Annotated in this window: 27 protein-coding genes and 1 pseudogene; 13 read left to right on the top strand and 15 right to left on the bottom strand. The window is 63.2% G+C overall.

Annotation, left to right across the window (positions count from 1 at the left end; all coding sequences use genetic code 11):
• Positions 1 to 120: 120 nt before the first annotated feature.
• The 5 genes from KJQ96_RS18600 to uvrB all read left to right on the top strand — a co-directional run bounded on the left by KJQ96_RS18600 (position 121) and on the right by uvrB (position 5,988).
• Positions 121 to 1,026: a LysR substrate-binding domain-containing protein gene (locus tag KJQ96_RS18600; RefSeq protein ID WP_213288019.1), complete on the top strand. Its 906-nt coding sequence runs from the start codon at positions 121 to 123 to the stop codon at positions 1,024 to 1,026.
• Positions 1,016 to 2,236: an NAD(P)-binding domain-containing protein gene (locus KJQ96_RS18595; RefSeq protein WP_213288018.1), complete on the top strand. Its 1,221-nt coding sequence runs from the start codon at positions 1,016 to 1,018 to the stop codon at positions 2,234 to 2,236. The genes KJQ96_RS18600 and KJQ96_RS18595 overlap by 11 nt, the downstream gene beginning before the upstream one ends.
• A gap of 204 nt (positions 2,237 to 2,440) precedes the next feature.
• On the top strand, positions 2,441 to 2,677 hold the full coding sequence (locus KJQ96_RS18590; protein WP_249734198.1) for a hypothetical protein: 237 nt from the start codon (positions 2,441 to 2,443) through the stop codon (positions 2,675 to 2,677).
• 2 nt (positions 2,678 to 2,679) lie between these two features.
• Positions 2,680 to 2,907: a hypothetical protein gene (locus KJQ96_RS18585; protein WP_213288017.1), complete on the top strand. Its 228-nt coding sequence runs from the start codon at positions 2,680 to 2,682 to the stop codon at positions 2,905 to 2,907.
• A gap of 117 nt (positions 2,908 to 3,024) precedes the next feature.
• Positions 3,025 to 5,988, top strand: a complete 2,964-nt coding sequence (gene uvrB / locus KJQ96_RS18580) for an excinuclease ABC subunit UvrB (RefSeq protein WP_213288016.1) — start codon at positions 3,025 to 3,027, stop codon at positions 5,986 to 5,988.
• A 287-nt stretch (positions 5,989 to 6,275) separates the two neighbouring features.
• On the opposite strand, the gene KJQ96_RS18575 is transcribed toward uvrB, so the two are convergent.
• Complete coding sequence (locus KJQ96_RS18575; RefSeq protein WP_309142437.1) at positions 6,276 to 7,064, bottom strand: tripartite tricarboxylate transporter substrate binding protein; 789 nt, start codon at positions 7,062 to 7,064, stop codon at positions 6,276 to 6,278.
• Between the two features lie 359 nt (positions 7,065 to 7,423).
• On the opposite strand from KJQ96_RS18575, the gene KJQ96_RS18570 reads away from it, so the two are divergent.
• The 3 genes and pseudogenes from KJQ96_RS18570 to KJQ96_RS40275 form a co-directional block, all read left to right on the top strand.
• Positions 7,424 to 8,692, top strand: coding sequence for a winged helix-turn-helix domain-containing protein (locus tag KJQ96_RS18570; RefSeq protein ID WP_309142436.1), 1,269 nt, complete (start codon positions 7,424 to 7,426; stop codon positions 8,690 to 8,692).
• Entirely contained in the window at positions 8,689 to 8,994 is a 306-nt protein-coding gene (locus KJQ96_RS41755) for a tetratricopeptide repeat protein (protein ID WP_309142435.1), read from the top strand. Before KJQ96_RS18570 ends, KJQ96_RS41755 begins: the two co-directional genes overlap by 4 nt.
• Before the next feature lie 12 nt (positions 8,995 to 9,006).
• A pseudogene (locus KJQ96_RS40275) lies at positions 9,007 to 9,237 on the top strand (hypothetical protein); the annotation flags it as partial.
• A 52-nt stretch (positions 9,238 to 9,289) separates the two neighbouring features.
• Here KJQ96_RS40275 and KJQ96_RS18565 read toward each other — a convergent pair.
• Together KJQ96_RS18565 and KJQ96_RS18560 are read right to left on the bottom strand one after the other, a co-directional pair.
• Positions 9,290 to 10,102 carry a LysR family transcriptional regulator substrate-binding protein gene (locus KJQ96_RS18565; RefSeq protein WP_213288015.1) on the bottom strand — a complete coding sequence of 271 codons (813 nt, stop codon included), beginning with the start codon at positions 10,100 to 10,102 and terminating at the stop codon, positions 9,290 to 9,292.
• Entirely contained in the window at positions 10,080 to 10,286 is a 207-nt protein-coding gene (locus KJQ96_RS18560; RefSeq protein WP_213288014.1) for a LysR family transcriptional regulator, read from the bottom strand. The genes KJQ96_RS18565 and KJQ96_RS18560 overlap by 23 nt, the downstream gene beginning before the upstream one ends.
• Positions 10,287 to 10,416: 130 nt before the next feature.
• On the opposite strand from KJQ96_RS18560, the gene KJQ96_RS18555 reads away from it, so the two are divergent.
• On the top strand, positions 10,417 to 11,400 hold the full coding sequence (locus KJQ96_RS18555; protein WP_213288013.1) for a tripartite tricarboxylate transporter substrate-binding protein: 984 nt from the start codon (positions 10,417 to 10,419) through the stop codon (positions 11,398 to 11,400).
• A gap of 231 nt (positions 11,401 to 11,631) precedes the next feature.
• Here KJQ96_RS18555 and KJQ96_RS18550 read toward each other — a convergent pair whose 3' ends face one another.
• The 5 genes from KJQ96_RS18550 to KJQ96_RS18535 all read right to left on the bottom strand — a co-directional run bounded on the left by KJQ96_RS18550 (position 11,632) and on the right by KJQ96_RS18535 (position 14,680).
• Positions 11,632 to 12,060, bottom strand: coding sequence for a hypothetical protein (locus KJQ96_RS18550; protein ID WP_213288012.1), 429 nt, complete (start codon positions 12,058 to 12,060; stop codon positions 11,632 to 11,634).
• Positions 12,061 to 12,289: 229 nt separating this feature from the next.
• Positions 12,290 to 12,481 (bottom strand): DNA-binding protein, encoded by a 192-nt coding sequence (locus tag KJQ96_RS42040; protein WP_375293178.1) that lies wholly within the window; start codon positions 12,479 to 12,481, stop codon positions 12,290 to 12,292.
• 976 nt (positions 12,482 to 13,457) lie between these two features.
• Entirely contained in the window at positions 13,458 to 13,640 is a 183-nt protein-coding gene (locus KJQ96_RS18545; RefSeq protein ID WP_249734197.1) for a hypothetical protein, read from the bottom strand.
• 159 nt (positions 13,641 to 13,799) lie between these two features.
• Complete coding sequence (locus tag KJQ96_RS18540) at positions 13,800 to 14,486, bottom strand: HAD family phosphatase (RefSeq protein ID WP_213288011.1); 687 nt, start codon at positions 14,484 to 14,486, stop codon at positions 13,800 to 13,802.
• Positions 14,483 to 14,680: a cysteine-rich CWC family protein gene (locus KJQ96_RS18535; protein ID WP_213288010.1), complete on the bottom strand. Its 198-nt coding sequence runs from the start codon at positions 14,678 to 14,680 to the stop codon at positions 14,483 to 14,485. The genes KJQ96_RS18540 and KJQ96_RS18535 overlap by 4 nt, the downstream gene beginning before the upstream one ends.
• Before the next feature lie 98 nt (positions 14,681 to 14,778).
• On the opposite strand from KJQ96_RS18535, the gene KJQ96_RS18530 reads away from it, so the two are divergent.
• Entirely contained in the window at positions 14,779 to 16,326 is a 1,548-nt protein-coding gene (locus KJQ96_RS18530; RefSeq protein WP_213288009.1) for a DUF1800 domain-containing protein, read from the top strand.
• A gap of 5 nt (positions 16,327 to 16,331) precedes the next feature.
• Positions 16,332 to 17,567, top strand: a complete 1,236-nt coding sequence (locus KJQ96_RS18525) for a DUF1501 domain-containing protein (protein WP_375293177.1) — start codon at positions 16,332 to 16,334, stop codon at positions 17,565 to 17,567.
• A gap of 149 nt (positions 17,568 to 17,716) precedes the next feature.
• Here KJQ96_RS18525 and KJQ96_RS18520 read toward each other — a convergent pair whose 3' ends face one another.
• From KJQ96_RS18520 to KJQ96_RS18510, 3 genes are all read right to left on the bottom strand, one after another.
• On the bottom strand, positions 17,717 to 18,655 hold the full coding sequence (locus KJQ96_RS18520) for an aldo/keto reductase (RefSeq protein ID WP_213288007.1): 939 nt from the start codon (positions 18,653 to 18,655) through the stop codon (positions 17,717 to 17,719).
• Positions 18,656 to 18,918: 263 nt separating this feature from the next.
• Positions 18,919 to 19,380 (bottom strand): GNAT family N-acetyltransferase, encoded by a 462-nt coding sequence (locus tag KJQ96_RS18515; RefSeq protein WP_213288006.1) that lies wholly within the window; start codon positions 19,378 to 19,380, stop codon positions 18,919 to 18,921.
• A gap of 105 nt (positions 19,381 to 19,485) precedes the next feature.
• Entirely contained in the window at positions 19,486 to 20,298 is an 813-nt protein-coding gene (locus tag KJQ96_RS18510) for a PAS-domain containing protein (RefSeq protein ID WP_213288005.1), read from the bottom strand.
• A gap of 199 nt (positions 20,299 to 20,497) precedes the next feature.
• Between KJQ96_RS18510 and KJQ96_RS18505 the strand changes: the two genes are divergently transcribed.
• The gene (locus KJQ96_RS18505) at positions 20,498 to 20,848 is read left to right on the top strand and encodes a DMT family protein (protein WP_213288004.1); all 351 of its coding nucleotides are present in this window, start codon (positions 20,498 to 20,500) and stop codon (positions 20,846 to 20,848) included.
• A gap of 24 nt (positions 20,849 to 20,872) precedes the next feature.
• Here the strand turns inward: KJQ96_RS18505 and KJQ96_RS18500 are convergent, their stop codons facing one another.
• From KJQ96_RS18500 to KJQ96_RS18485, 4 genes are all read right to left on the bottom strand, one after another.
• Positions 20,873 to 22,033, bottom strand: coding sequence for a PQQ-dependent sugar dehydrogenase (locus KJQ96_RS18500; RefSeq protein ID WP_213288003.1), 1,161 nt, complete (start codon positions 22,031 to 22,033; stop codon positions 20,873 to 20,875).
• A gap of 70 nt (positions 22,034 to 22,103) precedes the next feature.
• Positions 22,104 to 22,277 (bottom strand): hypothetical protein, encoded by a 174-nt coding sequence (locus KJQ96_RS18495; RefSeq protein ID WP_176721808.1) that lies wholly within the window; start codon positions 22,275 to 22,277, stop codon positions 22,104 to 22,106.
• A 191-nt stretch (positions 22,278 to 22,468) separates the two neighbouring features.
• Positions 22,469 to 23,122 (bottom strand): glutathione S-transferase family protein, encoded by a 654-nt coding sequence (locus tag KJQ96_RS18490; RefSeq protein WP_213288002.1) that lies wholly within the window; start codon positions 23,120 to 23,122, stop codon positions 22,469 to 22,471.
• Between the two features lie 190 nt (positions 23,123 to 23,312).
• On the bottom strand, positions 23,313 to 24,542 hold the full coding sequence (locus KJQ96_RS18485; RefSeq protein ID WP_213288001.1) for a glycosyltransferase family 87 protein: 1,230 nt from the start codon (positions 24,540 to 24,542) through the stop codon (positions 23,313 to 23,315).
• Between the two features lie 191 nt (positions 24,543 to 24,733).
• On the opposite strand from KJQ96_RS18485, the gene KJQ96_RS18480 reads away from it, so the two are divergent.
• A complete protein-coding gene (locus tag KJQ96_RS18480) occupies positions 24,734 to 25,936 on the top strand; it encodes a pyridoxal phosphate-dependent aminotransferase (protein ID WP_213288000.1) in 1,203 nt (400 codons plus the stop codon).
• Positions 25,937 to 26,140 lie beyond the last annotated feature (204 nt).

Here is a 26,140-nt window from a genome sequence, read left to right as displayed (position 1 = left end):
GCACCAATTCAACCCAAGCCTACTTCAACCCAAGGCTACTACACTCATTCTTGTGCCTCGCTTGTCGGAGCTACGCAAACCGAGTTATCTTGCTCTGGCATCAGTTTTCCTGAGGGTCATGTGCGGCGGCTGCTCTTTCTCAACGGCATCAAGGCATTCGAAGCGGCAGCGCGCACCGGCAGCTTCGCCGCCGCCGGGACCGAGCTCAACGTTTCCGCCGCCGCCGTCAGCCGGATGGTGCATCTGTTGGAGGAGCGGCTGGGCGTGGCGCTGTTCGAGCGCAAGGCCAACCGACTCGTGACCACCGCTGCCGGCCGCGCCTATCAGAACGGGCTGACGCCGATCTTCGACGCGCTGGCGAGCCTGACCGCGCAGGTGACGGCGCCCGCAAGCGTGCGGGTGCTGACCATCGGCGTCGGGCCGACCTTTGCGATGAAATGGCTGATCCCGCGGCTGGCGGACTTCCGCAAGGAAGAACCCGATATCGACGTCCGTATCACCACCGGCGGCGCCGCAGTGCCGTTCGGCGAGGACTGGAGCTGCGGCATCAAGCTCGGCGACGGCGAATGGCCCGGCCTGATCGCCGAGCCGTTGTTTGCCGCCGATCTGCTCCCGGTCTGCGCGCCGCGCCTTGCCAACGCGCTCAAACGTCCCGGCGACCTGAAGGGGCCGACGCTGCTGCGGGTGGCGCATTCGCCAGACGACTGGCCGTCATGGCTCGAGGCCGCCGGCACCGCCCGTATCAGCGCCCGCGGACCGGAGTTCGAGTTTTACGGCCAGGCGCTGCAGGCTGCCGTCGACGGCCTCGGCATCGCGATGGGCATCCGCCCCTATATCGACGATGACCTTGCGGCCGGCCGGCTGGTCGCGCCGTTTGCGTTAAGTGTGCCGAAAGGCATGCGCTGGTATCTGGTGTATCGGGGATTCAGCACGGGGCAGCGCGATTTCGCCGCGTTTCGGCGCTGGATCGTTCGCGCGGCAGCGGAGCCCGCCACGCGCCGCAGGGGCCACAGACATGCCGGATGAGAAGATCGAAACGCTGGTGATCGGCGGCGGCCAGGCCGGCCTGGTGATGAGCCACCGCCTCAAGCAGCGCGGACTGTCGCATCTGGTGCTCGAGCGCCACCGGATCGCCGAACGCTGGCGCAGCGAACGCTGGGACGGATTAATATTCCAGTTTCCGAACTGGTCGGTGCGGCTGCCGGACTTTCCGTTTCCGCACAGCGATCCCGATGGGTTTTCGGATACGGCCACCATCATCAAATTTATCGAGGCCTATGCGGATTTCGTCGCGCCGCCGATCCGCTGCGGCGTCGCGGTGACGCGGCTGTCGCAGCGCGACGGCGGGCGCTTTATCGCCGAGACCACGGGTGGCACGATCGAAGCCGACAATGTCGTCGTCGCCACCGGACCCTATCAGCGCAGCGTCATCCCGGACCTGTTGCGCGATCATCCAGTGTTTCAGGTGCGTGCCGCCGATTACAAGAATCCCGAACAGCTTCCGCCGGGCGCGGTGCTGGTGGCCGGCGCCGGCGCGTCCGGCGCGCAGATCGCCGAGGAATTGTTGCAGGCCGGCCGGCGCGTCTATCTCTCGGTCGGACGGCATCGCCGCCTGCCGCGCCGCTATCGCAGCCGCGACTTGATCTGGTGGCTCGCCGAAATGCAGTTCGACCAGATCACCCCGGAGGAGCGCGGGCAAGCGCGCCTCGGCCCGGTGATTTCGGGCGCTTATGGTGGCCGCAGCATCGATTTCCGCGATTTCGCCGCCCGCGGCATGATCTTGCTCGGACGTCTCGACGCCGCCGATGGCGGCGTGCTCGACATTGCACCTAACCTCGACAAAAGCCTTGGCGACGGCGACATCGCCTTTACCACCTTCCTCGACACCGTCGATGAATATGTGAAACGGCGCCGCCTGGAGCTGCCGGAAGAACCCGGCGCCCGCGCGACGCTTCCCGACCCGCCTTGCGTCACCGCGCCACTCACGCGCCTCGACCTCGCCGCGGAGGGCATCTCTTCGATCATCTGGGCCACCGGCTACGGCGTCGATTTCGGCTGGATCGATATCCCGGTCCTCGACGCCCGCGGCGAAGCGGTTCATCGCAACGGCATCTCAGCCGTATCCGGCCTGTACTTCCTCGGCCTGCAATGGCTGTCGAAGATGAACTCCTCGTTCCTGTCAGGCGTCGGCGACGATGCCGTGGTGCTCGCGGATCATATTTTGGCGCGACGGTGATTCTCGACCGTCTTCCGCTCACGGTCGTCATACCTCGCGCAGGCGGGGTATCCAGTACTCCGCGGCGTCTCGATTCGATCACCGCAGCCTCTGGAATACTGGATCGCCCGCCTTCGCGGACGATGACGGCTTTCTGCCAAAAAACATCCATCACATGTGAAGCCGTTCACATTTGCCTCCGCCGCGCTGTGCTCTGCTCGTGCCATGCGCAATTCCGGGGGACGCGCCATGATCTATGGCGGCTTTGAAATCCAATCGTTCGAAGCAGGGAGAGGGCTATGGCACGCCAGGATTCAACGGGCCGACCAGGAGCCGGTGGTGATCGACGGCCTGGCATTTCCGACCCTCGAAGTCGGCTTCGCCTGGTCGGATCCGGAAGCGGCGATCGCGGATGCGAAAGCCCATATCGATCGTTTCATGCCGCGGTTCGCGAATCGGTAAGCATGCTGGCCGGCCGAATCTCGATACCCGCTCCCGAACAGACCGTGCAAGCCACGCCGCTGCTTTCGACCTGTCCGGACTGCAGCGCGGCGCTCGCGGTGCTGCGTATCATCCCCGGCCGCGCCGGCGCCGAGTACTGGGCCATGCGATGCACGCGCTGCGGCGGGATTCATCTGGATATCGTCAAGGCAGCGCCGGCTAGCGCGGATAATGGCGATCTTCGCGTCTGAGGCGCACAACGGTTCCCGATTACGTCTTGCTGACATCTGCTGACAGGCGGAAGCACGCGCGCTTTCGCGCCGCCATTTGCTCTTTTCTCACCGGCTGACTCGTCCCATATTCGCCGCATGGCGAAGAAACCCGACGCTCCCAAAAAATCAGGCAAAACCCCGAAATCCAAGGCACACCGGCCCGAGGTGCAACCCATCGGACCGGCGCTGGCGGAACTGCTCAATCCCGCCATCAACCGCGGCGACGCCGGAACGGGTTCAGGCACCGGCCTACAGCCTCCGCCGGACAATTCCTGGGATCGTCGCGCCGGCGGCGAGGCGGCGGCGCATCGCGCGCGCGCTTCGACCAAAGGGACGAGCGATGACGTCGCAAAACGCGATGCCGCCAGACAAGGCCTCGAAGAAGCGCCCCAAGCCAACTACGGCACTGCGGCCACGATCCCGACCCTCGATCCCGAGCTCGCGCGCCAGCTCGGCCTGCCGACCGCGGAAGACGACGAGGAAGCCCTCGCTCGCCCGCCGCGCAACAAGATGGAAGCGCTCGGCGTCAAAGCCACCGCCGATGCGCTGGAAAGCCTGATCCGCGATGGACGTCCCGAATTTCGCGGCGATAACGGCCAGCTCAAAGTCTGGACGCCGCACCGGCCGCCGCGCCCGGAAAAATCCGAAGGCGGCGTGCGCTTCGAGATCAAATCCGAATACCAGCCGAAGGGCGACCAGCCGACCGCGATCGCCGAACTGGTCGAAGGCATCAACCGCAACGACCGCACCCAGGTGCTGCTCGGCGTCACCGGCTCCGGAAAAACCTACACCATGGCCAAGGTGATCGAGGCGACGCAGCGCCCGGCCCTGATTCTCGCACCGAACAAGACGCTGGCCGCGCAGCTCTATGGCGAGTTCAAGAATTTCTTCCCCGACAACGCGGTGGAATATTTCGTCTCCTACTACGACTACTACCAGCCCGAGGCTTACGTTCCGCGCACCGACACCTATATCGAAAAGGATTCGTCCATCAACGAGCAGATCGACCGCATGCGCCATTCGGCGACGCGCGCGCTGCTCGAGCGTGACGACGTCATCATCGTGGCGTCCGTGTCGTGCATCTACGGTATCGGCTCGGTCGAGACCTACACCGCGATGACCTTTGCGCTGAAGAAGGGCGAGCGCATCGACCAGCGGCAGTTGATCGCCGACCTCGTCGCGCTGCAATACAAGCGCACGCAGGCCGATTTCACCCGCGGCACGTTCCGCGTGCGCGGCGACGTCATCGACATCTTCCCGGCGCACTATGAGGACCGCGCCTGGCGCGTGAACCTGTTCGGCGATACCGTCGAGAATATCGAGGAGTTCGATCCGCTCACCGGCCACAAGCAGGACGATCTCGAATTCATCAAGATCTACGCCAACTCGCACTATGTGACGCCGCGGCCGACGCTGGTGCAGGCGATCAAGTCGATCAAGAGTGAACTCAAGCTGCGGCTCGACGAGCTCAATAACCAGGGGCGCCTCTTGGAAGCGCAGCGGCTGGAGCAGCGCACCACCTTCGACCTCGAAATGATGGAAGCGACCGGAAGCTGCGCCGGCATCGAGAACTATTCGCGCTACCTCACCGGGCGCCGCCCCGGCGAGCCGCCGCCGACGCTGTTCGAATACGTGCCCGACAACGCGCTGGTGTTCGCCGACGAAAGCCACGTCACCGTGCCGCAGATCGGCGGCATGTTCCGCGGCGACTTCCGGCGCAAGGCGACGCTCGCCGAGTACGGTTTCAGGCTGCCCTCCTGCATGGACAACCGCCCGCTGCGGTTCGAGGAATGGGACATGATGCGCCCGCAGACGGTCGCGGTGTCGGCGACGCCGGGCGGCTGGGAGCTGAACGAAAGCGGCGGCGTATTTGTCGAGCAGGTGATCCGTCCCACGGGCTTGATCGATCCGCCGGTCGACATTCGCCCGGCGCGCACGCAGGTCGACGATCTCGTCGGCGAAGTGCGCGCGACCGCTGCCGCGGGTTATCGCTCGCTGATCACGGTACTCACAAAGCGCATGGCGGAAGACCTCACCGAATACCTGCACGAGCAGGGCATTCGAGTGCGCTACATGCACTCTGATATCGACACCATCGAGCGCATCGAGATCATACGGGACTTGCGCCTCGGCGCGTTCGACGCGCTGGTCGGCATCAACCTGTTACGCGAAGGCCTCGACATTCCGGAATGCGCGCTGGTCGCGATCCTCGACGCCGACAAGGAAGGATTTTTGCGCAGCGAGACCTCGCTGATCCAGACCATCGGCCGCGCGGCGCGTAACGTCGACGGCAAGGTGATCCTCTACGCCGACCAGATGACCGGCTCGATGGAGCGCGCCATCGCCGAAACCAACCGCCGCCGCGAAAAGCAGGTCGAATACAACACGGCTAACGGCATCACGCCGGAGAGCGTGAAGAAATCGATCGGCGACATCCTCAACTCCGTCTACGAGCGCGACCACGTGCTGGTCGAAATCGGCGACGGCGGCATGGCGGACGACGTCATCTCGATCGGCCACAATTTCGAGGCCGTCCTGAACGACCTCGAAACCCGCATGCGCGAAGCCGCCGCCGATTTGAACTTCGAGGAAGCCGCCAGGCTTCGCGACGAAGTCAAACGCCTGCGCGCGACGGAAATGGCCGTGGTCGACGACCCCACCGCAAAGCAGCGCACCGTGCAGGGCAAGGCCGGCGCCTATGCCGGGACGAAGAAGTACGGCGAGGCAGCGAACTTGCCGACATCAGCGATGAAGAAGCGCAGCGCCTCTTCACCCGCCCCTGGAGGGGGAGGGTCGACCGCCGCAGGCGGTCGGGGCGGGGTGAGCCGCAGCGGCGGTTCTTCCACCTCCAAAGTCCACAAACCCCATCTCGACGAAATGCACGGCCCGGAATCCTTGCCCTACCGCCCCAGCGGCGCCAAACCGCGCAAGCCCGAGACCGGAAGCGGCAGCAAGATCTTCCAGCCAACGGACTCGCGGCAGTCAGGACCGGAGTTCGGGCCAGCCCCGCGCTCAAGCGGCGGCGCGCCGGGGCACCGGGGCGGGTGGAAGAAGAGGTAGACGATCAACGATCGTGGTTCGCGATCGACAAAGGTCTTGGCGACTCAATCGCGTGCTTAGCCTGTGGTCGCACATCCAGGATTCGATCCAAAACCAAGCGCCCACTCGGTGCCAGCATTTGTGCGGCCGTGTCCACTGCTGACCCCAGCGTGGTTTTGCAAAGAGTAAATGTTGGTCGAACAGCGCTCACGAAATCCGCGGTTTGGATAAGAGCCAGCTTCGGCCAGTCCGCCAGTGTACCAGGCTCGGAAAGGGCATACAGCCTTGTGCAAGTGCCGCTCAGACCTTCAATCAGTCGGGACGAACCCGGTTGCTTGCACGATCGCTTTCCATCGTTCCGATTGCGATACGATCAGCCGGGCAAAGTCCCCCATGGAGATTGAGTCAAGTTCGACGGCTAATTTTGCCATGCCGGACTTTACCTCGTCAGTGCGCAGGGCTCCTTGGATGGCAGCATTGAGCTTTTCGACGATATTCGCCGGCGTCTTCGCCGGAACGAAAACACCGTACCAGGTGAGGTCCTCAAGCGAGGAATATCCAGCCTCTCCCACCGTTGGCACAGCGGGAAGAAACGGACTGCGGTGCGGTCCGGTAGTAGCCAGCGCACGAAGATCTCCAGATCGGACGAGGCCCAGGGAGCTGCCGACTGGCATGATGGCTGATGCGATCTCTCCTTTGAGCAAATCCTGAATCGAGCCATTGCCTTGATACGGTACGTGAAGAAAATCGAAGCCCGCGGTGCGACCCAGCATCGCACCGAGGAAGTGCAGCGTGGTGCCGGCACCCGCCGTGCCGTAGGTGGCCAGCTTTGGGTTAGCCCGGCACCAAGCGACGAAATCTGCAAGGGTCCTTACGTCACCCGGCACCTTTGGACCCACTGTCAGCAAGGTCGGGGTTGAGGCGAGGGTCGACACCGGGGTGAAATCCCGCGGCTCGTATCTGAGTGTCTTGTAGACGTGTGGAAAGAGCATCATGAATCCAAGCGGTGCGAGCAGCATAACCGTTCCGTCGGCGTTAGCTGTCTTCACGGCTTCGACCGCAACACGACCGGCTGCACCGGGCCGGGTCTCGACCACGACGTCTCCGCATAGTCTTTCATCTGGCCGGCAACGAGCCTTCCCAGGGCGTCCTGCAATCCGGGCGTGAAGCCTGTCAGTATATGCGCGGTTCTTGCGAGCGGTTGTGCGGAAGACCTCTGCACTAGATCCGTGGCGGACAACGCGACACCGGCCGCCGACACGGTCAACAAGTCACGACGTGTGATCATTAACTCTCTCCCCGACTCGTCTCATTTCCTCAGCGTGGGCTCTACCTTCGGATACCATGGCAAGGATGGACATACTTACGCACCAGCTTACTTTTTCCTTACCGACGGCTTATTATTGCGCTCAGGCACTGGGACTTCGACGGTTGGACCGCCGTGCAGGGAAGCGGCTTGCGCTATTTGTTTGATGATTATTCATTCGATACCGCCCGGCGCGAGTTGCGTCGCGGGACGGATGTCATCGCCGTCGCGCCACGAGTGTTCGACTTGCTGAACTATCTGATCGGCAACCGGGAACGCGTCGTCAGCAAGGACGAACTCATAAGAGCCGTTTGGGAAGGTCGCATTGTCTCGGATGCAGCTCTCGATACCCGCCTGAATGCGGCGCGGAACGCGATCGGTGATTCCGGAGATGAGCAACGCCTCATCAAGACCTTTCGGCGCAAGGGCGTCCGTTTTATCGGCGCGGTACGCGAAACGCCGGCGTCAACGGGAGCGACCGTCACGACCAACTCGCCGACCCCCGCTTTTGCCGCTCCAGGTAAACCCTCGCTCGTCGTTTTGCCGTTCGCCAATCTTAGCCCCGATCCCGAACAGGAATATTTCGTCGACGGCGTGACCGAGAGCCTTACCACTGATTTGTCGCGCATGGTTGGAATCTTCGTGATCGGCCGAAACACCGCTTTCACTTACAAGAGTAAGCATGTCGATTTGAAGCAAATCGGTCGAGAACTCGGCGTTCGCTATATCCTTGAGGGGTCCGTGCAGCGTGGGCAAGGCCGCATACGCATCAACGTCCAGCTCATCGATGCCGGAAGCGGCAATCATCTGTGGGCCGAACGATTCGACAAGCCAATCGCTGATTTCCTCGACATGCAGGATGAAATTGGCGCGCGTCTCGCCAATCAGCTCGGAACCGAGTTGGTCACGGCCGAGGCACGACGGGCGGCGCAGGCGCCACATCCGGATTCAATGGATCTGTATTTTCAGGGCATGGCGAGTGTGCATCGGGGATCGGACCCCGCAAACCTATCGCAGGCGCGTAAGTTCTTCGAACAAGCTATCTGCCTTGACACCAGCAACGCTGAAGCAGTGGTTGGCATGGCGTTCGTCGATGCGATACGAGGAACTTCCATGCAGACCGGCGACCGGACAGCACGCCTTCTGGCGGCCGAAACGTCTTTGACCAAGGTGCTTGCGCACCTGCCAAACCATGCCATGGCGCGTTGCCTCCTTGGCGTCGTCCAGATCTTTACCAAACGTGCTGCTCAGGGTATCGCCGAATGTGGGCGTGCATTGGCGCTAGATCGAAATCTAGCCACCGCTTACGCGTGGATTGGGCTCGGCAAATGCTACCTGGGTCGAGCCGAGGAAACCGAAGCTTGCGTCATGCAGGCATTTCAACTTTCTCCCCGTGACAACAGGCGTTCACCTGGATGATTAATGCCGGCGTCGCACAGTCGTATCTTGCGGTCGATGAAGCTGCTGTCTACTGGTTCAAGCGGGCCATCGAGACCAATCCGAATGTCGCCGCGTTCGTTCACGTCTACCTTGCCGCGGCGTTGGCTCATCTCGGGCGGATCGAAGAAGCGCGGACTTCGATACAGACGGGACTGGCCATCGACCCCAATTTCACTCTCGCCCACTTTCACGCCAGTTCGCCAACGGACAACCCGACCTGTCTCGCACAACGGGTGCGGATTGCCGAGGGCATGCGCAATGCGGGGCTACCGGAAAAGTGATTGGCGAGCCGCAGCGGCGGTCCTTCCACCTCCAAAATCCACAAACCCCACCTCGACGAAATGCATGGCCCTGAATGCTTGCCCTACCGCCCCAGCGGCGCCAAACCGCGCAAGCCCGAGATCGGTAGCGGCAGCAAGATTTTCCAGCCGACGGACTCACGGCAGTCAGGACCGGAGTTCGGGCCAGCCTCGCGCTCAAGCGGCGGCGCGCCAGGGCACCGGGGCGGGTGGAAGAAGCGGTAGACGATCAACGATCGTTACCCGGCACTCTCTGTTCGCAATGAGCGGAAGAGCGTCATGACCCGCCGCTGGCACATCCATCTAGCCGGGCGGGCCGCTCACGCATCGGTCGCGTGAAATCGCGAATATGCGCGATGAACCGTTCAACCCCCGGGCTCAATGTCCGGTTTTTCAACGTCACGATTGCCACTGGCCACGGCCGCACCGGCAAATCGACCGGCAGCACTTTCAGCGAGAAGCGTTCGGCGTGGAGGCGCGCGACTGAACTCGGGAACGTCGCAATGAAATGGCCGGAGGCGAGCATATTGGTCCGAAGGTGCACAGACAAAGTCATCAAGCTGATCCTCGGTGCACCTAGCCCACGCGCGCAGAATGCTTCCGACACAATCCTGTAAGGCCCGGTATCAGGTGCCGCCAGTATCCAAGGCTCGTCGACCAACTCAGCGAGATCGATCTTGCGACGACGGGCCCATCGACTGCGCATTCCAGCCGCTATGACCAGGTGATCATCGAACAGGACTTCCACATTCAGGTCATCCGCCTGACCGTCGTCCACGCGTGGCATCAACAGGAGTGCCACGACCAGATCGAACTTTCGCTCGCGCAAGCCTGGTAATTCCAACGTCGCAGTGCTGACTTGGTCCACGTGCAAGACAACGCGGGGATATTTTCGGGCAAAGCTCTCCAGGATTGGCGGCAATATCGCGGCAATTGCTTCAGGGCATCCGATCTTCAACTCGCCTGCTGTCGGATCGCCCAGGAACTCAATGTCCCTGATGCATTGCTTCAATTCATCGAATACCGCAGCACTGCGTCGGAGCAGCGCGCCACCATACATGGTCGGCTCAACCCTGCGGGCGTCGATCAAGCAGTCGCACACCGAGCGCTTGCTCAAGATCGGCGATCGCTTCGGAAACGGCGGGCTGGGAAACGCCAAGCTGTCGAGCCGCCTTCGACATGCTGCCGCGTTGAACGGCCGTGAAGAATGCATGCAGGTCCCGCAACTTGAGCCGGCGGCCGATCTGACTTTCCCAGTCGATTTTTCGTGCCATAGTCAAAGCTTATAGGCGTAGAGCCAAATAGTGCATTCCTTATATACCGGAGCACGCCTAACCTCGCAATCAGGCCGGGTATCCGAGCCGTGGATCGAAATGGTCACCTGATGCAACGGGGGATACGACCATGCGAACCCGAAGAATGTTTCTGGCATCGTTCGCCTTCGCTGCCGCATTCGGAAATGTCGCGATCGCGGCGGAGCAGGTGTATCCGTCCCGACCGATCACAATGATCGTGCCGTTCGCCGCGGGTGGGCCAACGGATACAATCGCGCGCACCTTGGCCGAGCCCATGCGAGTATCGCTCGGTCAACCCGTCATTCTTGAAAACGTGACTGGTGCCGCAGGCGGCATCGGTACCGGCCGGGTCGCCCGCGCGGCAGGCGATGGCTACACGCTCGTCATCGGCGTCTGGGGCACCCACGTTTTGAACGGGGCGATCTACCCACTCTCGTACGACCTCTTGAAGGATTTCGAACCCATCTCGCTCGTCGCGAGCAACCCCATGATGATCGTCGCCAGGAAAGCCATGCCGGCAAACAACCTGATGGAATTGATCGCGTGGCTGAAGGCGAACCCGGACAAGGCATCGGCGGGAACGACTGGTACCGGAGGCGCATCGCATGTCGCCGCAATCCTCTTCCAGAAGGAAACGAGCACTCGATTTCAATTCGTGCCTTATCGCGGCCTCGCCCCGGCGATGCAGGATTTGGTGGCCGGCCAAATTGATATGATAATCGATAACCCGGCGACCTCACTGCCGCAGGCCCGTGCCGGCACCATCAAGGCCTATGCTACGACGGCGAAGGCTCGCCTGGCAGCAGCGCCAGATATTCCGACGGCGGACGAGGCTGGATTGCCTGGATTCATCGTCTCGCAATGGACTGCGCTTTGGGCGCCCAAGGGCACGCCCAAAGCCATCATCGCCAAGCTCAATGAGGCGGTCGTGGAATCCCTTGCCGACAAGAACGTGCTCGCGCGCCTCGCCGATCTCGGGCAATCCATTCCGCCGCGCGATCAGCAGACGCCGGAATCGCTGGGCGCCTTCCAGAGGGCCGAAATCGAGAAGTGGTGGCCGATCATCAAGGCGGCCAACATCAAGGCAGAGTGAAGCCAGCAGCGCCCAACGGTATCTGCCATTCGAAGCGCGCTCTTCTTGCGGCGAGACAATCAGGGAGAAAGTGAGACGGATTGCGGCAGTCCGGGCCGGAGTTCGGGCCAGCCCCGCGATCAACCGGCGGCGCGCCGGGGCATCGCGGTGGGTGGAAGAAGAGGTAGCTTAGCGGACCTTCGCCGACCAGCGAGGGCGTTGAATTGAAGCTCGTTGGTACCGCGTGTCTGATCAGCACGATCGATACATCTCCTGCAGTGGCTTTCCACTCAGAAAGATAGTGTGAGGAGTCAGACCACCCCTGCGAGCGATCCAGCGGCGTACCCGCGTCGGATAGGTCGAGTACATCATCAAGGTTGCTTCGGGATCAGTGAAGGCGCGACCATTGGCGCCGTAATTCCAGGCCGCATGGAAGCCGAGCGTCGCGCGCGGCGTTACGCAGATTTTGTCGTGAGGGAGCGCGCTGAGAACCATGGTGCACGCCGAGGCACAGAGACCGTCGATGATGACGGATTGGCCCGATGAAGCCAGGCGATCATATTTAACGATGTAAGTCGCGATCAGACCGCCTCGATCATTCGTGATGCGTACTGCAGAACTTGCCTCTGACACATTTAGGGTCAGCAGAATTGCCACAAGGAATCCTGTCATGCACTTCATGTCCTACCCCTGGGTTCGAGCAAATCGATTTGGATCGCCTTGCGTGATGCGCGAAGCTGCGACAGGCTTGTTCAGATTCATGGCATTGTCGGGGCGCAAACCGCAGGACAGCAACGCCGGTTCCCTGACTGCAAACTCGTGAGAACAGGCCGCACCTGAAACGAAAGCTTGAGATCGCCCTCGCAAGTCGAGTGGCCGGATGTGGGTTATGACCTCCGCAGGGGAACTCTCATCTTGGAGGTCGCGTCTGCCGCGATGGCTTTCGAGGGCGGACCAGAATTCCCCGCGCGCTAGCGACCGTGCCAATGGCAACTGCAATTGCAGATGCGTCCCCGGACTCGGACGCTTCGTTTAGATAGGCTGCGATCATCTCGGGACTATCGAGATATTCGGCTGCATCAAACGGTTTCGCATTGGCCATTCAGTTCTCCAGCTCCGCGATGGTTGGCAGCACCTGCAGCTTGTCGCTCAGCGCAACTTTAATCACTCAGTTGCCCCTCAAACCTCAGCCCTCAATCCCTAAGCGCCTTCTGAATATCCTTCGCGAGTGGGCGTTGGGCGGCATTCGGGCGAACACTACTACCGGTTGCGTCGCCCGCAGGGCAAATCAGGCATGGCTTGGTCCAGTCCTCGCCGCAAAAATAAACCGCTTCGCGATTACCCCAAATCACTCCTACAACTCCCGCCATCCCGCACCCGCTAGAGGGGCGTATCGCGATCGTCACGGACGTTGGGCGCGGGAGGCGATGGACGCGGCAGCGTCAGGCGCGCAAGTTGATCGCAGGGCGGGCTTTGGCCTGTGAGCGAAAAAGAACGGCGCGCAGACGACCGGCGCTTAAACGCTTCGACCAAGACTTCGGTTTGGCAGCATACGGGCCGATCGAAACATTCTGGTCGAGGAAGCCGCGGACGGCAAAGCCGTGTGGTCCTGGCACCCGTTGCTGGTGTCAAGCTGGCGGAGATTGATCTGACACAACCGGGTCTCGATCGATCGTCAATCTGTCAGCGACGGAGGCCAGAGGAATTCGGCTCCGGGGAGAGCGCGGTATAAGCCGTAAAACCATTGCGCAGGGAAGGCCGGGTGTTCCGGCGCACCTGCAGTCCGCCGTGTGCATTTTTGCGCACGACTGCGGGTGTTTTGGGCACCCGGCTTTCCCTGCGCCCTCTTCGATGTCGAGGGCATCGCCGATGCAAAGCTCGGGCGGATGGCGCCGCGGGAATGCGAGCGCGTGTCCGCTCCGCCGTCATGCCCCGCGAATGCGGGGCATCCAGTACGCCGCGGCCTCTCGGCTCAATCACAAAGGCCTCTGGAATACTGGATCACCCGCTTTCGCGGGTGACGACAAGCGAACTAGTTGTTTGACATTCGCATCTGAGGGACGCGATTGAACACGCTATCACCCCGATCGCCGGTGGCTGGTGTTCTGCGTCAGATTGCCGTGCGCGCCCTGTTCGCGGATGTTGCTCTTCTCGTCGTCGCGATGGCCCTTGGTGGTGTCGAGCGGCACGCGGGGCGCGCTGCCCGGGCCCTTGGGGCTCCGATTGTCCGGGGGAATCGGAGGCGCGGTCTTTGGCATCATGGTCTCCGTCATCAACGGCAAAAGGCAACGCTGCCCTTGGCGAAATCGTTCCGCGTGGAGCGGCGGCGCAATCCGTGCGACCGCTTGCGGTGTTATGGCTAGGGGCTTCCGCCTTCCAAGCCTTCGGCGAACAAGTCGCGTTGCTCGCGATGACGGCTGCTAACGGCTTCGCGCTAGCGCGCCACGCTCGCGCAGTATTGCCAGCACCGCATTCAGATCCGGCACCACCGCCGCGCATCGCGCACGCGACTCTTCGGTCGGCGTCACCATGTCGGGCACCATGATGGTAATCGCGCCTGCGGCATGCGCGGCGGTCACGCCGTGGTTGGAATCCTCCACGGCCACGCAAGCCTCCGGCTTCAGGCCGAACCGCGATGCCGCGAGCAGATAGAGATCGGGATTGGGCTTGCCGCGGGCGACGTCGTCGCGGGTCAGCAGTGTTTCGAAACGGTGACGGATACCCGCGAGCTTGAGATGCGCATTCGCCGTGCGCAGCGACGAGGAGGTGACGATCGCCATCGGACATTCGGCCGCCCGCAGCGCATCCAGCAGTTCGATCGCGCCGCTCTTCAGCGGCAAGCCTGCGCCGAGAATTTCATTGCGGTTGCTGACGAAGGCACGGCTGACCTCCGCAAGCGGAAAGCCATCCCCGTAGCGCGCTTGCAGCAGGGCCTCGCACTCCGGACCGGGCAGGCCGACCATCGCGTGGCACAGCGTTGCGGCGTCGTCGGTGTAGCCATGCGCGGTGAGCGCTGCGACCAGGCTGTCGAAATAGACCCGCTCGGTGTCGAGCAGCGTGCCGTCCATATCGAGCAGGACGGCACTGACGTTCCATTTCCCGCTCACGCCGCACCCGCGCGCTGGCTGGCGAGTTTGCGCAGGCAGTCAGGGCAGAGACAATCGCTACCGTCCACCGGCATCGGCAGGCGGAACGTCTCGTCGTTGCACCAGCAGGGGCCGGACAGGTTGCAGCCGAATTCGTTGCCGCAGCCGGCGCAGGCGAGGCGGCGCGAGGGCGCATTTTCCAAACGGTCTGTCATCAACGAGGCTGAATCCTGACGCCGAATTAATCCCGGGTTCACACTGAGGCGCGTTATACTTCGCCACTATACGCCTGGGAAATTCTAAGGGAAATCCGATGGCTCGCGATTCGCAAGCGGCCCTCGTTGCGCTCAATCGCTTCGGCTTCGGCGCGCGCGGCGGGGCATCCGGCGATGTTCTCAACGCCGCGTCCGATCCGCGCGGTTTCGTCAAGGCGGAACTCGGCCGTCCCAATCGCGTGCTGCTCGAAGTGCCGGGGCTGCAATCGACGCCCGCGCTCGGCAAGGCGGTGTTCGACTATCAGTTCGAAATCCAGCAGGCGCGCGAGGCTGCCAAATCGGCCGCGCCGCCCGAAGGTGCATCGCCGCGGCCGGAGGCCAAGGGCCAGCGGCGAAACCTGTCACTAAACGGCATCGCCATGGAGATGGCGAAGGAGTCACCCAGGGAGCCACAGGCCAAGCCCGCGGAGAATCCCGGCGCGACGGCACCGGCGGAAGCGATGCAGCCCAATGCGCCAAAGCCGCCGCCACAACCGCTCAACATCATTCAGAAAACCTTTCGCGCCGAGGCGCTGGCGCGACTGCAGCGCGCCGTCATCGTCGATGGCGGATTTGCCGAGCGGCTTGTCGTGTTCTGGTCGAATCATTTCTGCGTTTCCGCCAACAAGGGAGGGCCGGCGCGGATGTGGGCCGGCTCGTTCGAGCGCGAGGCGATCCGGCCGCACGTGCTCGGACGCTTCGCCGACATGCTGAAGGCGGTCGAGCAACATCCGGCGATGCTGTTCTTCCTCGACAACCAGCAATCGCTGGGCCCGGATTCGCGCGCCGGGAAAAACCGCAACCGCGGACTGAACGAAAATCTCGCGCGCGAGATACTAGAGTTGCATACGCTCGGCGTCGGCGGCGGCTATTCGCAGGATGACGTGACGTCGCTGGCGAACATCATCACGGGCTGGACCTATGCGGGAAGGTTGGGCCAGCTCGGCGCGCCCGGCACCTTCGTGTTCAATGCCAATGCGCACCAGCCGGGCGCGCAGCGGGTGATGGGCAAGGTCTACGATGCCGAAGGCGTGGCGCAGGGCGAGGCGGTGCTGGCGGATATCGCGCGGCATCCTTCGACGGCGAAATTCATCGCGGCCAAATTTGCGCGCCATTTCGTATCGGACGATCCGCCACAGGCATTGGTGACGCGGCTCGCCGATGTCTTCACGAAAACCGACGGCGATCTAAAGGCGCTGGCGCTGGCGCTGGTCGATTCCGACGAGGCCTGGAGCGCGCCGCTCACCAAGATCCGCTCGCCTTACGAATTTCTCGTCGCGGCCGGCCGACTGCTGGCGCAAATTCCGAACGATCCCGGCCGCTATCTCGCCGGCCTGAGGGCGCTCGGTCAACCATTATGGTCGCCGGCCGGGCCGAACGGTTTTCCCGACACCAACGCCGCATGGCTGGCGCCGGAGGGCATGAAACTGCGCCTTGATATCTCCGCGCAGATTGCATCGAGGCTCGCCGAGGGCGTCGATCCGCGCGACCTGCTCGAACTCGCGGCCGCCGACACCGCGTCTGTGGAGACGCGGCGGACCGTCGAGCGCGCGGAATCCCGGCAGCAGGCGCTGGCACTGTTGTTGATGTCGCTCCAGAGGAGATGACGTCCATGGAAACGACAATGGGTTGCTGCGAGGACCTGCGATCATCGCCGACGACGCGGCGTGCGGTGCTGCTCGGCGGCGCGTCCTTTGCGGCGTGGGCCTACCTGCCGAAGTTCGCGCGCGCGGCCGACGGCCGCGATCCGCGGCTGGTGCTCGTGATCCTGCGCGGCGCGCTGGACGGTCTCGCCACCGTCGCACCAATCGGCGACCCCGACTATGCCGGCCTGCACGGCGCGATCGCGCTGTCGTCGAGCGGGCCGAACGCGGCGCTGCCGCTCGACAATTTCTTCTCACTGCATCCGGCGATGCCGGAATTTTCGCGGATGTATCGCGAGAAGAAGGCCGCGGTGATCCACGCGGTGGCGACGCCCTATCGCGACCGTTCGCATTTCGACGGGCAGGACGTGCTCGAAAGCGGCTTTGCCGGCCCCGGCCGGGTGCAGTCCGGCTGGCTCAACCGCGCGCTGGAAGGCCTGCCGAAGGGCGAGCGGGTGGCGAACGGGCTCGCAGTCGGCCTGATCACGCCGCTGGTGCTGCGCGGCGCGGCACCGACCGTCGGCTGGGCGCCGCTCGCGCTGCCGCAGGCCAGCGAGGATACCGCGATGCGGCTGCTCGACCTCTATTCTCACCGCGATGCCGCGCTGGGCTCGGCGCTGAAGCAGGGCCTCGCGCTCGACAAGGCCGCGCAGGGCGACGACATGAAACCAAAGCCCGGCACCGGCGGCGTGGCCGCAATGCGGCTCGCGGCGCGCGGCGCGGCCCGATTGATGGCGGCCGACAATGGTCCGCGGATCGGCGCACTCGGCTTCGACGGCTGGGACACGCATGCTAATGAAGGCGGCCCGGTCGGCCGGCTGGCGCAACTGCTCGGCGGCCTCGACGGCGCACTCGCCGAATTCGAAACTGCGCTGGGACCGCGCTGGCGCGACACGGTAATCGTCGTCGCCACCGAGTTCGGCCGCACCGCGCGCATCAACGGCACGCAAGGCACGGATCACGGCACCGCCACCGTCGCGCTGCTCGCCGGCGGCGCGGTGAACGGCGGGCGGGTGATCGCGGACTGGCCGGGGCTGAAGCCGGCGAGCCTCCATCAGGGCCGCGACCTCGCGCCGACCACCGATCTGCGCGCGGTCATGAAAGGCGTGCTGAAGGATCAGTTCGGGCTGGCTGAGAAGGTGTTGGCGGAGAGCGTGTTCCCGGAGAGCAGTGCCGTGAAGCCGATGCAGGGGCTGGTGACCTAGCGCCAGCCTCAACGGCAGTGTCGTCCCTGCGAACGCAGGGACCCATAACCACAGGTCTTCGTGGTGTGCTACGGTGTCGGCCACCGCGCATCATCGACGGATCACGCGGTATGGGTCCCTGCGTTCGCAGGGACGACGGCAACCAAGACCTACTTTGTAATCCGATCCACCTGCGCCATCTCCTCGGCGCTCAGCGTCCAGCCGATGGCTTTCACGTTCTGCTCGACCTGTTCGACGCGGGTGGCGCCGGCGATGACGCTTGCGACTTGCGGGCGCTGGGCCAGCCAGGAGAAGGCGAGTTCGAGCATGGTGTGGCCGTGCTCCATCGCGAACGTCTGGAGCTTTTCGACGATGTCCTCGTTGCGCGCCGTGACGTAGCGGTCCTTCAGCGCCGGCGCCTTGGCGAAGCGGGTGTCGGCAGGGGCATCAGTGCCGCGCTTGTACTTGCCGGTGAGAAGGCCGCTCGCCAGCGGAAAGAACGGCAGCAGGCCGAGCTTGTATTCCTGCGCCGCCGGCAGCAAATCCTTCTCGATGCCGCGCACCACGAGGCTGTATTCATCCTGGCAGGAAACGAAGCGGTTGACGTTCATCTGCCGCGCCATCATTTCGGCCTCCGCAATGCGCCAGGCCGGGAAGTTCGAATTGCCGATGTAGCGGACCTTGCCTTGGCGCACGAGATCGTCGAGCGCGCGCAGCGTCTCTTCCATCGGTGTCAGGGGATCGTATTCATGCTGCTGGTAGAGATCGATGTAGTCGGTCTTCAGCCGTTTCAGGCTGGCCTCGACCGCGGACATGATGTAGCGGCGCGAAGCGCCCTGCTTGGTACCGTCGGTCGCCATCGGTTTCGCGTATTTCGTCGCCAGCACGATATCCTTGCGGCGGTCGCCGAGCACGGTGCCGAGCACGGTCTCGGAGCCGCCCATGCCTGCGTAGATGTCGGCGGTGTCGAACAGGGTGATGCCGAGGTCGATCGCCTTGTGGATGACCTTGCGCGAGGTCTCCAGATCGGTGCGCTGGCCGAAATTGTTGCAGCCGAGGCCGACGGCGGAAACACGCAGGCCGGAGCCGCCGAGGTTGCGAATTTGCATGGATCGATCCTGTGGGAAGAGCGGGGAGGGCGCATTGTGGCGCGCGCGGCTTCGACCTGCAAGAAAAGCGGGCCAGCGCCCGCGCTTGGCAGCCATGCGGCACAAAAAGATGCGGCCCCGGTCAGACGCGGCGACTGACGGGGACCGCTGGGGGCGCGTGATCTGCGACGGGGGGCCTGATCAGACGCAGGGGCAGGCTAGCTGCGCTTTGTTACGCGCGCGTGACGGCAGAACTTATCCACAGGCCGGCCGAAAGCCGTGCCTCAGAGCATCTTGCGGTACACGACGAAGCCGGAGCGGTCCGCCACCTTGTCGTAGAGCTCCATCGCGGTGTGGTTGGTCTCGTGCGTTTGCCAATAGACGCGGGAACATCCTGCGCGCCTGGCCTGCTCGTATACGCCATCGATGAGCGCACGGCCGACGCCCTTGCGGCGCACTGCGGCGCTGGTGAAGAGGTCCTGCAAATAGCAGTTCGGCTCGATCATGGTCGTAGAGCGGTGAAACAGATAATGCGTCAGCCCGAGCAGCTCGCCGCCGCTCTCGGCCACCAGCGCATGCATCGGCTCATAGGCATCAAAAAAGCGCGCCCATGTCATCGCCGTGATCTCGGGCGCCAGCGCGGTCGGGCCCGAACGGCCATAGAAGGCGTTGTAGCCGTCCCATAGCGGAAGCCATTGCGCGTAGTCCTGGCGGGTGACGAAGCGGATGATGAGGTCGCCGGGCATGCGCGATTCCGTTTTGGTTAAGAGACGGCGCGTCAGAGACGCGGGAACGAGGGATATCTGTTGATTACTACAGATGTGGCAGCAGACGATCAACTTATCGCTTCGCTACTCCGCGGCGCCGAGGTGCTTCGCGAGACTGCGATGGCTGCCGCGCAGCGCGCGATAATACTCCGCGTGGCTGGGATCGTCGGTGTGGCGAACGAGGTCGGTGATCGGCGTGTAGCTTAGCATGCGTCCGCCGTCGGGAAGCGCCGTGCAGGTGAAGCGCAGCACCTGTCCATCCGCGAGATCGAGGTTGATCGGCGTGGAATCGCCTGTTCGGATCATCTCGGTGCGCTTGGCGATGAAGGTGCTCAACTCGTCCTCCGGCAGTTGCCAGGCGCCGGTGTCGCGGCCGTGATACATCAGCGCAATGAAGGGAGGCTTGCTGTCGGCCTGCTCGTCGGACAGCTTGAAATAATCCCGGAACGCGCGGTTGATGAATTCGGCGCGGGTGGCGGAATCGAGCAGAACGATGCCGATATCGACCTGATCGAGCGCGGCCGACAGGCGCTCCGCGGTAGCGTGATGCTTCTTCTCCCACGCGAACGCATCGACCCATCTTTTCCGCAACAACCCGGTGATCAGTGCGGTGCCGCCGGCGGTCGCCGCCAGCAGCAGCATGCGCGCCAGGTCGGACATGTCGTAACCAGGCGTAGCGCGGTGGTTGAGGAAGAACAGCGCTGACGACGCCACCGCTATGATGGCGCTGGCCATGCCGGAGACGATGCCGCTGATGGAAGCGGCAAAGGCGACAATGCAGACGAACAGCGGCGCGGGATTGGGGACTGCAACGAAGTGTCGGTCGACAACGAAGGCGATCATCGCCGTCGCTGTCGTGAGAGCCGGACCGGAGATTGCGCGCCAGTCTAACTGCATGCCCGTTCTCGCCACTTGCCGGGAATAAGGCGCGAGCATGCCTGATTGTTGCGATTGTGCACGCCTTTCTGCCGCCAGTCCTAAGAGAGCGTTGCGCGCATGCGTAAGACTTTCGCATTTTTGAAATCAAATGATATCGAGTTAAGGAACGCGGTAAGCACCTGACCATTGAGCTGCTCGATATTTTGCGAGGACATCGATGCCCATTATTTCGCCGACGCTGCTGCCGATCCTGATGCTGTTTGCTTCCAACATCTTCATGACCTTTGCCTGGTACGGCCATCTGAAATTCAAGGAAAGTCCATTGCCAATGGTCGTGCTGACGAGCTGGGGGATCGCCTTCATCGAATACTGGCTGGCGGTGCCGGCCAACCGCTGGGGCAGCGCGGTGTACTCGGCGGCGCAGCTCAAGACCATGCAGGAGGTGATCACGCTGGTGGTGTTCGCCTGCTTCTCGGTGCTCTATCTGAAGGAGCCGCTGGGGTGGAATCACGCACTCGGCTTTCTCTTCATCGCGATCGGCGCGTTTTTGATCTTTCACAAATGGTGAGCGCTTTTGTTCAGATCGTCGTCGTCATTTTACGGCCGGTGCCACTCGCAATATCCGTCCGTTCGAACTATCTGTGAGCAGCCACAGCGCGCCGTCCGGCCCCTGACGGACGTCCCTGATGCGTTCGTGCAGGTTCTGCAGCAGGCGTTCCTCCGACGTCACCGCGTTGCCGTTCAGCGTCAGCCGCACCAGCATCGCGCTGCGCAGCGCGCCGGTAAACAGGCTGCCGTTCCATTTCGGAAATAGCTTTCCGGTGTAGAAGACCATGCCCGACGGCGCGATCGACGGCACCCAATATTTGAGCGGCTGCTCCATGCCGTCCCTGGCCGTGCTCTGGTGGATTTTCGCGCCGGAATAATCGATGCCATAGCCGATCACCGGCCAGCCGTAGTTCTTGCCCTTGCCGACGATATTGACTTCGTCGCCGCCGCGGGGGCCGTGCTCGATTTCCCAGGGCTCGCCGCTCGCCGGATTGATCGCGAGCGCCTGCACGTTGCGGTGCCCGTAACTCCAGATTTCCGGCTTGGCATCAGTGCGACCGGCGAACGGATTGCCTGGGGGTACCGATCCGTCGGGCGCGATCCGGACGATCTTGCCGAGGTGATTGCCGAGATTCTGCGCCTGGTCGCGATGGGTGAAGTGATCGCCGAGCGCCACGAACAGATTGCCGTCGTCCGCCTGCGCGATGCGGCAGCCATAGTGATTGCCTGACGATAGCGGCCCCTGCTGGCGGAAGATGATCTTGACCTCGTCGAGACGGCCATTGTCGTCGCTCAGTTTCGCGCGCGCGGCCGTGGTGCGGCCGCCACCTGAGGTCCGTTCGGCGTAACAGAAATAGATAGTCCGGTTCTGTGCAAAGGATTTGTCGGTGACGACATCGTGCAGGCCGCCCTGGCCTGAGGCCCACACGTCAGGTACGCCCTTGAGCGGCGGCGAGACCTGGCCCTCCGCGCTGACGAGGCGCATGCGGCCGGGACGCTCGGTCACCAGCATCGTTCCATTGGGCAGGAATGCCAGCGCCCACGGATTGACGAGGCCTCTCGCAATGGTGCGAACCTCGAGTTCGCCCGCCGACGAGTCGAACGCCGGCTCTTCGCCGCGCGTGCCGGTGGCGATCAGGAAGGAGACGGCGAGCAGGATCGCTACCGTCAAGGCGACGGTCACAAGGCCGACGGGTGTCTTCATTTTGATCTACATCGCGATGCTGATCATCGCGCTTCGCTAGTCCAATGATGCAAACAAAAGGCCGGACCTGTCACGGAATGGGCATCGCGACGGTGGCCTTGATCGATAGCACCGTCAGGGTGACCACGAGGCAAAGCGATAGCGTGCCGATCGCAAGCGAGGTGGCGATGGCACCAAGCAACCGGGAAGAAGCGACGGGCGCGCGGCTGCTCTCGAAGCCGACCGCGCCGGGTGACCGCATCATAGTCTAAATCCTTGTAACGCGGGACGAATCACCCGCGACTCACGACGTCGGGAAAATCTTGCAGCGATCACCGGCAACATTGCGGCGACCAATCGCTTAAAATGGCAGAATCACGGCAAAGGTTAACATTATGCCCGCTATTGTTAACCTTCGGCGGGCTGCTCGCGCGAAAGTGAGTAGGGCGAGGGTAGCTATGCGCCGACGGCGATGTCGGCCCGATCGTCGACCTCGGTCTTTGGCGGCCAGTCCATCGTCACGAAACCGGGGGTCTGTTCGACCCGCCGCAGCCAGGCGCGGATGGCGGGGAAGGTCGCGAGGTCGTAGTCGCAGCGGTCGGCGACATGGGTGTAGCCGTACAGCGCGATATCGGCGACCGTGAGTTGTCCGGCCGCGAAATAGGCGCGGGTCTTGAGATGGTTTTCCATCACCTGGAGTGCGGCATAGCCGCGCTCCATCCAGTCCTCCAGCGCATGGGTCTGCAGGTCGCGGCCGCCCTTGACCAGCGACAGCCAGAAATATGCGGCGCCGATATTGGGCTCCAGCGCGTGCTGTTCGAAGAACATCCATTGCAGCGCTTCGGCGCGCTCGACCCGCGACTCCGGCGCCAGGGACGTGCCGCCGCAGACATACCAGAGAATGGCGTTGGACTCGGCGAGGTAGCGTCCTTCGGCGACCTCCAACAGCGGCACCTGCCCGCTGGGGTTCTTCTCCAGGAACTCCGGCGTGCGGCTTTCGCCACGAAGAATGTCGATCTCGATCGCCTCATAGGGCGCGTTGAGCAGCGCCAGCGCAAGGCGGACCTTGTAGCTGTTGCCGGAGCGCTGCATCGAATAGAGCTTGTACATCGTCGTTGGTTCACAGGGGTCAGAGGCGCACGCGGGGACCGCATTGCGGAAAGCCTTCGCGCCGCAACGCGGCTAAACAATGATGCCGATACGAATGCGTCGCAAGACCCGCTGAACGGAAAAAGTCGAAAACCTCTACTGCACTGCACGCGCGCAGAATGATTCCATCAACACGCCGGAACAACAAAGATCACGCTTGCGCGACGTGGACAGCACCAAGCGCATGGCTCGCACGGTCGAGGGCCGCGCGCCGCATTACGAGCGCATAGAGGGCCAGCTCCACGAGCAGCCCCAAGGGTATGTAGCTGACGCCCGCGACACTGCGCGACAACAGCGGCACGATCCAGGCTGCGGCAAGCAGGCTGATCTCGAAATCGCGAAAGCCGTTGTTCAGCCCATGCCGGGCGAAGAATGCGATCGCGACCGCGAGCACCACGAGGTCGTAGTCGAGCACATAGGGGGTTGCGAGCAGGCTGCCCAGCGCCAGCGCCGCAGCCTTGAGTTCGAAGGCGGCATCGCTGTGCCACAGCCAGGCGAGGCTGGCGGCGAGCAAGGCGAACAACGAGGCCTGCGCCGCATAGGCTGTCGGCACGTTCGCGCCCCATGCGCGGACGGCCGAGAAGATCGACTGGATTTTCTGCCAGCCGGTGCCGCCCTGTTCGAGCACGACCGTCTGCGTGAAATTCATGGAATCGGCAAAGGCATGCCAGATGCCGCTGCCGAGCATCGCGAAGCTGACCACCACCAGCGCGACGACGGTGGCGGCCGCGGCGCCGATGGTGCGCCAGCGCCCGCCCGCCAGAAGCGCGATCGGAATCAGCACGCCGAATTGCGGCTTGTAGGCGAGCAGGCCGATCAGCACGCCGGCAAGCCATGGCCGCCGGTCGAGCCAGTGCAGCGCGCCGCCGAGCAGGGCAGCGGTGAGAAATCCATTCTGGCCATGGCCGACATTGACGAGCACGGCGGGGAAGGCGGCGGCGACCAGCAACGTTTCCTGACGCGGCATGATGGCGCGGATCGTTGCGAGATAGGCGGCAAAACTGGCGAGCAGCCAGAGCGCAAGTCCCCCGGCATAGGGAAGGGCGGCGACGAGAACGGCGACCGCAAAGAAGAACGGCGGATAGTGCCAGCCATAGAACGGGACGTCGCGGCCATCGAACACCGCCTTCTCGGCCGCGTGCTGGAGCGCGGGCGCATAGGCGTCCGCGGCGCGGCCCTGCCAGGTCAGCGATCCTGCCGCATAGACGTTCGAAAAATCAGTGCCGATCGGCTGGCCCGTGCGGTCGATGAGGCCGTCGGAAACAGCGATCCAGCCGGCGAAGATCAGGACCGAGGGGGCGAGCAGGATCAGGCAATAGGCGCGTAAGCGCGAAGCCGTCAGCCATTCGCCGGATCGCAACCCTTGCCAGATATGAGTCATTTCACCGCGGAAATTTACGATTATTGCGCCGTATTGCTCCGACCGTACCGAGCCCGCTTTAACGTTCCCTAAAGTTCGCCGTTATTTGGCCAAGGTTCTTGCGATGCAGCGCAGTGCGTCTTAGGGTGCACTGATCCCATCAGAAAGAGTCGTGCGATCCTTCAAGTCACGACGTTTGCCAGGAGATAATGATGCCCTTCCTGTCCGCCGCGCTCGCCCGTGTGAAGCCGTCCGCGACGATCGCGGTCACGGATAAAGCGCGTGCGCTGAAGGCGGCGGGCCGCAACGTCATCGGCCTCGGCGCCGGCGAGCCGGACTTCGACACGCCCGCCAACATCAAGCTGGCGGCGATCCGCGCCATCGAGGCCGGCAAGACCAAGTACACCGATGTCGGCGGCATTCCCGAGCTGAAGGAAGCCATCATCAACAAGTTCCAGCGCGAGAACGGCCTGACCTACAAGCCGAACCAGATCATCGTCGGCACCGGCGGCAAGCAGGTGCTCTACAACGCGTTGATGGCAACGCTCAATCCCGGCGACGAAGTCATCATCCCGGCGCCGTACTGGGTGAGCTATCCGGAGATGGTGGCGCTGGCCGGCGGCGAGTCGGTCCCCGTCGTGTGCCCGGCGTCGAGCGGCTTCAAGCTGCGGTCCGAGGATCTGGAAAAGGCGATCACGCCGAAGACCAAATGGATCATCCTGTGCTCGCCGTCGAATCCGACCGGTGCCGCGTACACGCGCGCCGAACTCAAGGCGATCACCGACGTACTGGTGAAGCATCCGCATGTCTGGGTGATGACCGACGACATGTACGAGCATCTGGTCTATGACGACTTCCAGTTCGCGACGCCGGCGCAGGTCGAGCCAAAACTCTACGAGCGCACGCTGACGGTGAACGGCGTGTCGAAGGCCTATTGCATGACCGGCTGGCGTATCGGTTACGCCGGCGGCCCGGCCGATCTGATCAAGGCGATGGCGACGATCCAGTCGCAATCGACCTCGAACCCGTCGTCGATCGCACAGTGGGCGTCCGTCGAAGCGCTGAACGGCCCGCAGGACTTCATCCCGGTGCATAACAAGATGTTCAAGGAGCGGCGCGACCTCGTGGTCTCAATGCTGAACCAGGCCAAGGGCATCGAATGTCCGCGGCCGGAAGGCGCGTTCTACGTCTATCCGTCCTGCGCCGGCACCATCGGCAAGACCTCGCCGTCAGGCAAGGTGATTGCCAATGACGAGGATTTCGTCACGGAATTGCTGGAGAGCGAAGGCGTCGCCGTCGTGCAGGGGTCCGCGTTCGGCCTCGGCCCGGCGTTCCGCATCTCCTACGCGACCAAAACCTCCGACCTCGAAGACGCCTGCAAGCGCATCCAGCGCTTCTGTGGCAATTTGCGATAAGAAGCGGCCCGAGCCCCTTCCGCGATTGATGCGGGACGGTTTGCGGTTCGCACGAGCAATCGCGTCAAAAGGACGGCCGTCAAATCACATCGCGCGTGAACGAACATGCAATGTTTTGACGGCTTCTTGATGAAGCGCCATGTTTTCGACACCGCACTTCCATCCTGTCCGCTCCGCTAGATTTGTTCATCAACATGCGGAGAC

Origin of the sequence: Bradyrhizobium sp. sGM-13 (assembly GCF_018398875.1) — a bacterium.
In the GTDB taxonomy this organism is placed as follows: Bacteria; Pseudomonadota; Alphaproteobacteria; order Rhizobiales; family Xanthobacteraceae; genus Bradyrhizobium.
This window is presented reverse-complemented; position numbering and strand designations above follow the sequence as displayed.

What these genes read in the sequence shown, in the direction of transcription:
- KJQ96_RS18595 (WP_213288018.1), top strand. Translation starts at nt 1,016, where the DNA reads ATGCCGGATGAGAAGATCGAAACGCTGGTGATCGGCGGCGGCCAGGCC.
- KJQ96_RS18515 (WP_213288006.1), bottom strand. Translation starts at nt 19,380, where the DNA reads ATGCCCGGCGACCTCATCATCCGCTTCGTCACCCGCCAGGACTACGCG.
- KJQ96_RS18485 (WP_213288001.1), bottom strand. Translation starts at nt 24,542, where the DNA reads ATGACTCATATCTGGCAAGGGTTGCGATCCGGCGAATGGCTGACGGCT.
- KJQ96_RS18550 (WP_213288012.1), bottom strand. Translation starts at nt 12,060, where the DNA reads ATGAAGTGCATGACAGGATTCCTTGTGGCAATTCTGCTGACCCTAAAT.
- KJQ96_RS18555 (WP_213288013.1), top strand. Translation starts at nt 10,417, where the DNA reads ATGCGAACCCGAAGAATGTTTCTGGCATCGTTCGCCTTCGCTGCCGCA.
- KJQ96_RS18500 (WP_213288003.1), bottom strand. Translation starts at nt 22,033, where the DNA reads ATGAAGACACCCGTCGGCCTTGTGACCGTCGCCTTGACGGTAGCGATC.
- KJQ96_RS18560 (WP_213288014.1), bottom strand. Translation starts at nt 10,286, where the DNA reads ATGGCACGAAAAATCGACTGGGAAAGTCAGATCGGCCGCCGGCTCAAG.
- KJQ96_RS18510 (WP_213288005.1), bottom strand. Translation starts at nt 20,298, where the DNA reads ATGCAGTTAGACTGGCGCGCAATCTCCGGTCCGGCTCTCACGACAGCG.
- KJQ96_RS18590 (WP_249734198.1), top strand. Translation starts at nt 2,441, where the DNA reads ATGCGCAATTCCGGGGGACGCGCCATGATCTATGGCGGCTTTGAAATC.
- KJQ96_RS18585 (WP_213288017.1), top strand. Translation starts at nt 2,680, where the DNA reads ATGCTGGCCGGCCGAATCTCGATACCCGCTCCCGAACAGACCGTGCAA.
- KJQ96_RS18490 (WP_213288002.1), bottom strand. Translation starts at nt 23,122, where the DNA reads ATGTACAAGCTCTATTCGATGCAGCGCTCCGGCAACAGCTACAAGGTC.
- KJQ96_RS18480 (WP_213288000.1), top strand. Translation starts at nt 24,734, where the DNA reads ATGCCCTTCCTGTCCGCCGCGCTCGCCCGTGTGAAGCCGTCCGCGACG.
- KJQ96_RS41755 (WP_309142435.1), top strand. Translation starts at nt 8,689, where the DNA reads ATGATTAATGCCGGCGTCGCACAGTCGTATCTTGCGGTCGATGAAGCT.
- KJQ96_RS18545 (WP_249734197.1), bottom strand. Translation starts at nt 13,640, where the DNA reads ATGATGCCAAAGACCGCGCCTCCGATTCCCCCGGACAATCGGAGCCCC.
- KJQ96_RS18535 (WP_213288010.1), bottom strand. Translation starts at nt 14,680, where the DNA reads ATGACAGACCGTTTGGAAAATGCGCCCTCGCGCCGCCTCGCCTGCGCC.
- KJQ96_RS18530 (WP_213288009.1), top strand. Translation starts at nt 14,779, where the DNA reads ATGGCTCGCGATTCGCAAGCGGCCCTCGTTGCGCTCAATCGCTTCGGC.
- uvrB (WP_213288016.1), top strand. Translation starts at nt 3,025, where the DNA reads ATGGCGAAGAAACCCGACGCTCCCAAAAAATCAGGCAAAACCCCGAAA.
- KJQ96_RS18520 (WP_213288007.1), bottom strand. Translation starts at nt 18,655, where the DNA reads ATGCAAATTCGCAACCTCGGCGGCTCCGGCCTGCGTGTTTCCGCCGTC.
- KJQ96_RS18505 (WP_213288004.1), top strand. Translation starts at nt 20,498, where the DNA reads ATGCCCATTATTTCGCCGACGCTGCTGCCGATCCTGATGCTGTTTGCT.
- KJQ96_RS42040 (WP_375293178.1), bottom strand. Translation starts at nt 12,481, where the DNA reads ATGGCCAATGCGAAACCGTTTGATGCAGCCGAATATCTCGATAGTCCC.
- KJQ96_RS18495 (WP_176721808.1), bottom strand. Translation starts at nt 22,277, where the DNA reads ATGATGCGGTCACCCGGCGCGGTCGGCTTCGAGAGCAGCCGCGCGCCC.
- KJQ96_RS18525 (WP_375293177.1), top strand. Translation starts at nt 16,332, where the DNA reads ATGGAAACGACAATGGGTTGCTGCGAGGACCTGCGATCATCGCCGACG.